Annotated in this window: 7 protein-coding genes; all 7 read right to left on the bottom strand. The window is 54.0% G+C overall.

Going from position 1 to position 5,693, the window contains the following annotated elements; all coding sequences use genetic code 11:
* Positions 1-314: 314 nt before the first annotated feature.
* On the bottom strand, positions 315-701 hold the full coding sequence (locus tag F8I07_RS06060) for a rhodanese-like domain-containing protein (protein WP_292657066.1): 387 nt from the start codon (positions 699-701) through the stop codon (positions 315-317).
* Complete coding sequence (locus F8I07_RS06055; protein ID WP_292657063.1) at positions 698-1,594, bottom strand: cation diffusion facilitator family transporter; 897 nt, start codon at positions 1,592-1,594, stop codon at positions 698-700. Before F8I07_RS06055 ends, F8I07_RS06060 begins: the two co-directional genes overlap by 4 nt.
* 9 nt (positions 1,595-1,603) lie before the next feature.
* The gene (locus tag F8I07_RS06050) at positions 1,604-2,308 is read right to left on the bottom strand and encodes a Bax inhibitor-1/YccA family protein (protein ID WP_292657060.1); all 705 of its coding nucleotides are present in this window, start codon (positions 2,306-2,308) and stop codon (positions 1,604-1,606) included.
* Between the two features lie 50 nt (positions 2,309-2,358).
* Positions 2,359-3,318: a hypothetical protein gene (locus F8I07_RS06045; RefSeq protein ID WP_292657057.1), complete on the bottom strand. Its 960-nt coding sequence runs from the start codon at positions 3,316-3,318 to the stop codon at positions 2,359-2,361.
* A gap of 70 nt (positions 3,319-3,388) precedes the next feature.
* Positions 3,389-3,970 (bottom strand): ion channel, encoded by a 582-nt coding sequence (locus F8I07_RS06040; protein WP_292657055.1) that lies wholly within the window; start codon positions 3,968-3,970, stop codon positions 3,389-3,391.
* Between the two features lie 39 nt (positions 3,971-4,009).
* Positions 4,010-5,296 (bottom strand): HipA domain-containing protein, encoded by a 1,287-nt coding sequence (locus F8I07_RS06035; RefSeq protein WP_292657052.1) that lies wholly within the window; start codon positions 5,294-5,296, stop codon positions 4,010-4,012.
* Positions 5,289-5,558, bottom strand: a complete 270-nt coding sequence (locus F8I07_RS06030) for a helix-turn-helix domain-containing protein (RefSeq protein ID WP_292657050.1) — start codon at positions 5,556-5,558, stop codon at positions 5,289-5,291. The genes F8I07_RS06035 and F8I07_RS06030 overlap by 8 nt, the downstream gene beginning before the upstream one ends.
* Positions 5,559-5,693 lie beyond the last annotated feature (135 nt).

Genomic DNA, 5,693 nt, shown 5'->3' with positions numbered 1-5,693 from the left:
GGAATCTGCAGGCCGAAGTTGACCTGCCAGACTTTGGTCTCGAAAGGCACGCGGATGTCGATGAGTTCCGCTTCACCTTTGTTGTAGAGTTCGATGAACTCTTCGATCTCGATACGCATGTTTTTCATTTCGCTGGGGACGATGTTCAGTGGAAAGGTGTTCATGTTGTTCTCCTTGGTTTATTTTGAAGTCATTTATGGTCATTTGTGGTCATTTATTGTCATTTGAGGGGATTGCCAATATTCTTTCCCTCAATGACTGCATGCATAGCGTGCAAAATGACCTCAAATGACCGCGAAGCAAATGACAACTCCTTATCGGATTTTCTCCATATAGTTCTTCGCCCGGTCTCCCCGCAGGTAGTCGACGATGCCGAGCATCCCGTCGGTGAGGTAGCGGGCATGGAACCCTTTGAGGGTCAGATAGAGTCGGGCGATCTCGGCCCGGTCGTAGTGGGGGCACATCGTGACGATGGTCATATCCCGATCCAATTCGTCAAGGCGGTCGGGAAGTTCGTTGAGGGGGATGTGCTGGCCGAAGCCGATGTGCCATGCCTCGTACTCCTCTTTGAATCGGATGTCGATTACCTGGGCTTTGCCCGCGGCATAGAGCTCGAACATCTCAGGCAATTGGATTTTCATCGCTTTGCGCTCGTCGTAGTCGAAACTGCGTAGGTAGGCGTCGAAGCTTTTTTCGTTCATTGGACGATCCTTTCTTTGTTGTCGTTGCGGCCGTATTCACACTGGAAGGTACTGTGCTCGATGCCGAAATCATCGTGGAGCTTGTGCTCGAGCCGGTCGATCACTTCAGTGGCTTGGGAGAGGGGCAGATCCTGGCGGAAATCCAGATGGGCCTCCAGAAAGATCCGTTTGTCGTCCAGCTGCCAGAGGTGCAGGTGATGGGCGTTGGCGATCTCGGGCTCTTTCTCGATCGCTTCGGCCACCGCCTCCACGTCGATCCCCCGGGGGGTGAACTGCATCAGGATCGCTCCGCTCTCACGCACCAGGTCGAAGGAGGCCCAGATCAGATAGAGAGCGATGAGGATCGAAACCAGCGGATCAACCCAGAAAAGGTGCCAATAGTACATCAGCACCCCGCCGATCACCACCGCCACGGAGGTCATCACGTCGGTGAGCAGGTGCAAATAGGCGGCCCGGACGTTCATACTCTCTTTGGCGTCCTCTTTAACCAGTAGCACGCTGAGGGCGTTGAGGAGGATACTCAGCAGCCCCAGTCCGATCACCCAGGTCGAGGCGATGGGCTCGGGATGGAGAAATTTTCGTACCGCTTCGACGATCAGAAAGACCGCCACGGCGATCAGCACCGAGGCGTTGAAGAGCGCGGCGAGGATCTCGGCCCGTTTGTAGCCGAAGGTCCGTGACTGGGTGCCGGGTTTGGCCGCCAAACGGTTGGCTCCCCAGGCGATGAGCAGGGCCAGCACGTCGCTGAAATTGTGCATCGCGTCGCTCAGCAGCGCCAGGGACCCCGAGAGGAAGCCTCCGACGATCTGCGAGACGGTGATGAGGACGTTGAGCAGGATGGTGATCAGCAGATTCTTCCCGCTCACGTCGTGGTGATGGTGGTGTTCCGCCATTTGGACTCCTTAACGGTTTCGGCTCTGGCCGAAAAATTCGAGAAACATCAAAAAGAGGTTGATCAGATCCAGGTAGAGCGCCAACGCGCCCACGATGGCCACCCGGTTGAGGGCCTGGGGATCGTCGCCGGCGAGGGCTTCACCCATCTCCTTGATCTTCTGGGTGTCGTAGACGGTGAGGCCCACGAAGACGATGACGCCGATGACGCTGATCCACCACTCGAGCATCGGGCTGCCCAGGAAGAAGTTGACGACGATGGCGATGATGATCCCGATCAGCGCCGCAAAGAGCAGATGCCCCCAGGAGCTCAGGTCCTTGTCGGTGAAATAACCGTAGAGGCTCATCACTCCGAAGGTCGCCGCCGCAACGAAAAAGGCGGTGACGATGGAGGCTTCGGTGAAGACCAGCAGGATCGCCGCCAGGGTCATCCCATCCACGACGGAAAAGAGAATGAAGAGCACCCGGGCCGTTGAGACCTGCATCTTGTTCATCCCCGCCGAGATGGCGACGACCAGCCCCAGCTCGATCAGGAGCAGGACCCAGATCATATAGGGATTGCCGAAAATCAGATGCATCAACATCGGGGAGTGGGTCACCATAAAGGCCGAAAGCCCCGAGACCAACAGGCCGATGGTCATCCACTCGTAGACCGAACGCATCAGAATGTTGGTACTGCGGGTATCCAGATCCCCCGCATAGAGTGCGCTACGCATTCTTGGCTCCTTGATAGGAAAATTTCAATCCGGGGTCTGCCCCGAACCGATCAGGCGTTTTCGAGGATGACCGTTTTGTAAAAAGGCTCCACCGGCCCCTCGACGATGTAGGGGAAGAGGGTCATCACCGCTTCACGGAAACGGATATCGAGGTGGGAGTTTTCGTGATCCCAGACCGTCTGCCAGGTACCGTGGAAAAGGTAGTGGGTCTTGCCCCCTTCGCTGAAGGCCGACTGCAGGATCTCCGTGGTGACCGCTTTGCGGTAATGGCGGTTCTGGTAGGAGCCGGGCATTCCCTCGGGGAAGCGGGGATTGTAGTCGTAGTCTCCTTTGGCAGGGCGGAAGGTATCCTGGGCGATCTTCAGCAGCGCGGTGCTCTCTTTGTTGAAAGTCTTTTTATCCTTCGTGAAGATGCCTACGTGGTTGTTGACGGTGAGCAGATCCTCCTGGGGCGCATCCTTCTGGCTTCTGAGGAACTCGGCGACCTCTTTGCGGCTGGTATAGATCCGCTTGCGGTCCCCCGCCGCGACGGTGACATAGACTCCTTCGTGGTAATTCTTGCTGAGGGGGCCGTATCGCTTCATCACTTTGGCGAAGGCTTCGCTCGCTTTGGACTTCCTGAGATCACGGTAATTCTCGAAGCGCAGGAAGAGGGAGTAAAAGAGCGGCATCGTGTTCTGCTTGGCCGCGTCGAGGTAGGCGGTCTTTAGGACCCCTTTGAGATTACTGGGGTAGTTTTTGACCATCGTGGAGTCGCCGACCATATTCTTCAGGGACATCGAGAGGAAGCCCCGCTTCTTTTTCATCTCTTTGGCCAGTTTATCCATCTCGTCGAGGAAGTTGTCCTTGTGCGGACCCATCAGGCGGCACTCGAAGTACAGCGTCACCGGCCCTTCGGGAGCTTTCTCCCCTTTGCCGGGTTCGATCCGTCCCGCCGTGGCAAATCCGGGCATCGCAGCCACCGCACCCGCGGCCAATGCCGCACTTTTGAGGAAATCACGTCGTTGCATTGTCTCTCCTTTTTCATTCTTTGAATTTCAAAAGGAAGTATAACACTATTGACTTAACAGTAGGTAAACACTACTCGATCTCTTTGTTTTGGTGGGCGTAAAGCAGGATCGCGACAAAGACTCCGCCCTGGACCACCCCCAGGACCACTTCGCTGATGACGGCCACCATCGCCGGCAGGGTCTGGGGGATCCAATCCCCCGATCCCAGGGTCGTGAAGGTCACGGCGGAGATGTACATCGAGAGGATGAAATCGTGGGATTGGATCATTGCCAGATTCTCGGGAGGAAACTGGGAGTTGAGGTGAAAGAGGTGAAAAGGATCGAAAAACCAATAAATCGACGCGTAGAAAAAAATCGTGATCACCGTCACCTCCAGATAGAGAAAGACCACGTGTAACAGTGCGATATGAAAATGCCGCTTGGAGTGGCTGAAGATGTAGATCGCCGTATCCAGCAGCAGCAGGCGCGCCAGAACGATGTAGAGGATATCGAGGAACATAATCACGTCCCTATGGCCCAGAAACCACTCTTTGTAATGGGCCAGCGCCCAGACCTGGGGAAGCAGCGGCAACAACACCAGCGGCAGGATCAAAAAGGCGATGTTCTCGTTCTGCACATAGCGGTTCTTACGGGAGACGAATCGGTTCAGCATAGGGGGTCCTTGGGTATCAAATTTTCGGCGGAAGCGGAGCTAATAGCTCACCTTCATCATCTCGTCGGCCGATTCGGAAAGCTGTTCGATCCGGGAAATGATCAGCCGTTTCAGCTTCTCTGTAAATCTCCGCTCCTCCTCATTCAGCAGTGTCAGGTCTATGATGGGCGAAGCCAGAGCCTCCTGCACTTTGCCACATAGCCATTGGATGCGTGTAGAGACCAATTTCGGCTTCAACCCCGTTTGTGCTGCAAATTCCCTGAGCGGATAACCGAGTATCCGGTTTGCATCGAACTCATCGCCGTAAGCCATCGCCAGCTCGTGGTCGATCCCCTCGTGCATAAGAATGCTCAATAAATCATAGTAGGGAGCTACAGTGATACCGCTTTTTCTAATGAAAAACGAAATGTTTTTACCGTGGGCATCGACATTGCCGATGATGAGATTGAACACCACCCAGTCGAGCAGTCGAAGCTTTGCAGTCGCTGGGACTTCGCACTGTTGAGCAGCGGCGAAGAGTTTGGCGAAACTCGCACCTTCCCGTATCTCCGCCACGTCCCGCCCGGAGCCGAAGTTTCTTTCGTATTTGTAGGAGGGAGGAAGATCCAGGATTTGACACCCGTCGATGATATGCAACCGCTCCACGAAGCCGTCGTTATGCGCGATTCGATCGAAGCGTTCGACCATCAGGACAGGATGCACACCGTATTTACGCAAAGTCACCGAAGCGACATCCAGACCCACGGCTCGCGCCAAAACCATACAAAAATATTCGTTGATGACGATGTGCGGATTTCTCCGGGTTTGAAACTTCAGAATATGTGTCGAGCTCAGACTGCCGTCAGCCAACCCCAAGACTCCGTCTTTGAGAAGTACCGGCAGTTTTTCCTGCACTCCCGCCAGACTCAGCCTCGGTTTCTTGTCCCAGATAATGATGCTTCTTTTTTCAATCTCGTCGATACGCCGGGTCAGTTCCTCTTCCGTTATGGGGCGAAAATTATCAACCTCATCGTCCCGGGTATTCCCAAAATGCAAGGCGCCTGATGTTTCGAACCCTATCGCCTGCAAAATTCCATAGATATTGTATTTGGAGAGGTGGGTAAATGCGGTCAGGTCCTCCAAGCCTTTTCCTTCAGGGAGAAGGTTCTGTAAAAACCGTTTGATACTTGCGGAGGATATCTCGGTATGGAAAGGGAGATGGGGAGATATGGGGTACCCCTCTTCGATCCACGCGTTCTCATAGGCAAAAGAATAACGATCTTCTTTCCCATCGATCGTAAGTGTCGCGACGAACTGTCTGTTCAAATAGACGTCGAGGCTATGCATCCGAATCTTCCCAGGGATCAATCTGCATTTTGAGACCGAGTGCCGCCATTACTTTGAGTACCGATTCCATACGAACACCGGCGGAGGCGTTTTCTATCTTCCCCAGCGTTACGACAGAGACATCGCAAAGCATAGCCGCCGTTTTCCTGTCCAATTTCTGTTGGGTACGCCGGGCTCTTATGGCATCGCCGATGAGCTTGAGCGACAGCGGCTGAGTGAGATCGGGAGTGGGAAGAGCTTTGATCTGTTTGCCTTTGGCCATCTGTACCTCAAAAACTATTTTTGTATCATTTTATACTATGCTGATCCATTTTACTATAAAAATATACTTTTATTGGTCTTTGAAGCACTCTACTTTATGTTTTTACTTTGCCAGGTACTCTTCGAAAGCCCGGGT

The organism is Nitratifractor sp., assembly GCF_015487065.1.
Lineage (GTDB): Bacteria > Campylobacterota > Campylobacteria > Campylobacterales > Sulfurovaceae > Nitratifractor.
The sequence above is the reverse complement of the archived record's forward strand: the minus strand, read 5'-3'. Positions and strand labels throughout refer to the sequence as shown.